The organism is Cryptosporangium japonicum (assembly GCF_039524755.1).
GTDB classification, from domain to species: domain Bacteria; phylum Actinomycetota; class Actinomycetes; order Mycobacteriales; family Cryptosporangiaceae; genus Cryptosporangium; species Cryptosporangium japonicum.
Genome location: NZ_BAAAGX010000045.1, coordinates 1 through 818, shown reverse-complemented (window position 1 = coordinate 818; position 818 = coordinate 1). Strand labels below are relative to the sequence as shown.

1 protein-coding gene is annotated in these 818 nt (G+C 52.3%); it reads right to left on the bottom strand.

Annotation, left to right across the window (positions count from 1 at the left end):
- Positions 1-51 precede the first annotated feature (51 nt).
- Positions 52-756 carry an IS6-like element IS26 family transposase gene (locus ABD437_RS40490; protein WP_001067855.1) on the bottom strand — a complete coding sequence of 235 codons (705 nt, stop codon included), beginning with the start codon at positions 754-756 and terminating at the stop codon, positions 52-54.
- Positions 757-818 lie beyond the last annotated feature (62 nt).

Sequence of the window (818 nt, the reverse complement as noted above, 5' to 3'; positions counted from 1 at the left end):
GCACTGTTGCAAAGTTAGCGATGAGGCAGCCTTTTGTCTTATTCAAAGGCCTTACATTTCAAAAACTCTGCTTACCAGGCGCATTTCGCCCAGGGGATCACCATAATAAAATGCTGAGGCCTGGCCTTTGCGTAGTGCACGCATCACCTCAATACCTTTGATGGTGGCGTAAGCCGTCTTCATGGATTTAAATCCCAGCGTGGCGCCGATTATCCGTTTCAGTTTGCCATGATCGCATTCAATCACGTTGTTCCGGTACTTAATCTGTCGGTGTTCAACGTCAGACGGGCACCGGCCTTCGCGTTTGAGCAGAGCAAGCGCGCGACCATAGGCGGGCGCTTTATCCGTGTTGATGAATCGCGGGATCTGCCACTTCTTCACGTTGTTGAGGATTTTACCCAGAAACCGGTATGCAGCTTTGCTGTTACGACGGGAGGAGAGATAAAAATCGACAGTGCGGCCCCGGCTGTCGACGGCCCGGTACAGATACGCCCAGCGGCCATTGACCTTCACGTAGGTTTCATCCATGTGCCACGGGCAAAGATCGGAAGGGTTACGCCAGTACCAGCGCAGCCGTTTTTCCATTTCAGGCGCATAACGCTGAACCCAGCGGTAAATCGTGGAGTGATCGACATTCACTCCGCGTTCAGCCAGCATCTCCTGCAGCTCACGGTAACTGATGCCGTATTTGCAGTACCAGCGTACGGCCCACAGAATGATGTCACGCTGAAAATGCCGGCCTTTGAATGGGTTCATGTGCAGCTCCATCAGCAAAAGGGGATGATAAGTTTATCACCACCGACTATTTGCAACAGTGC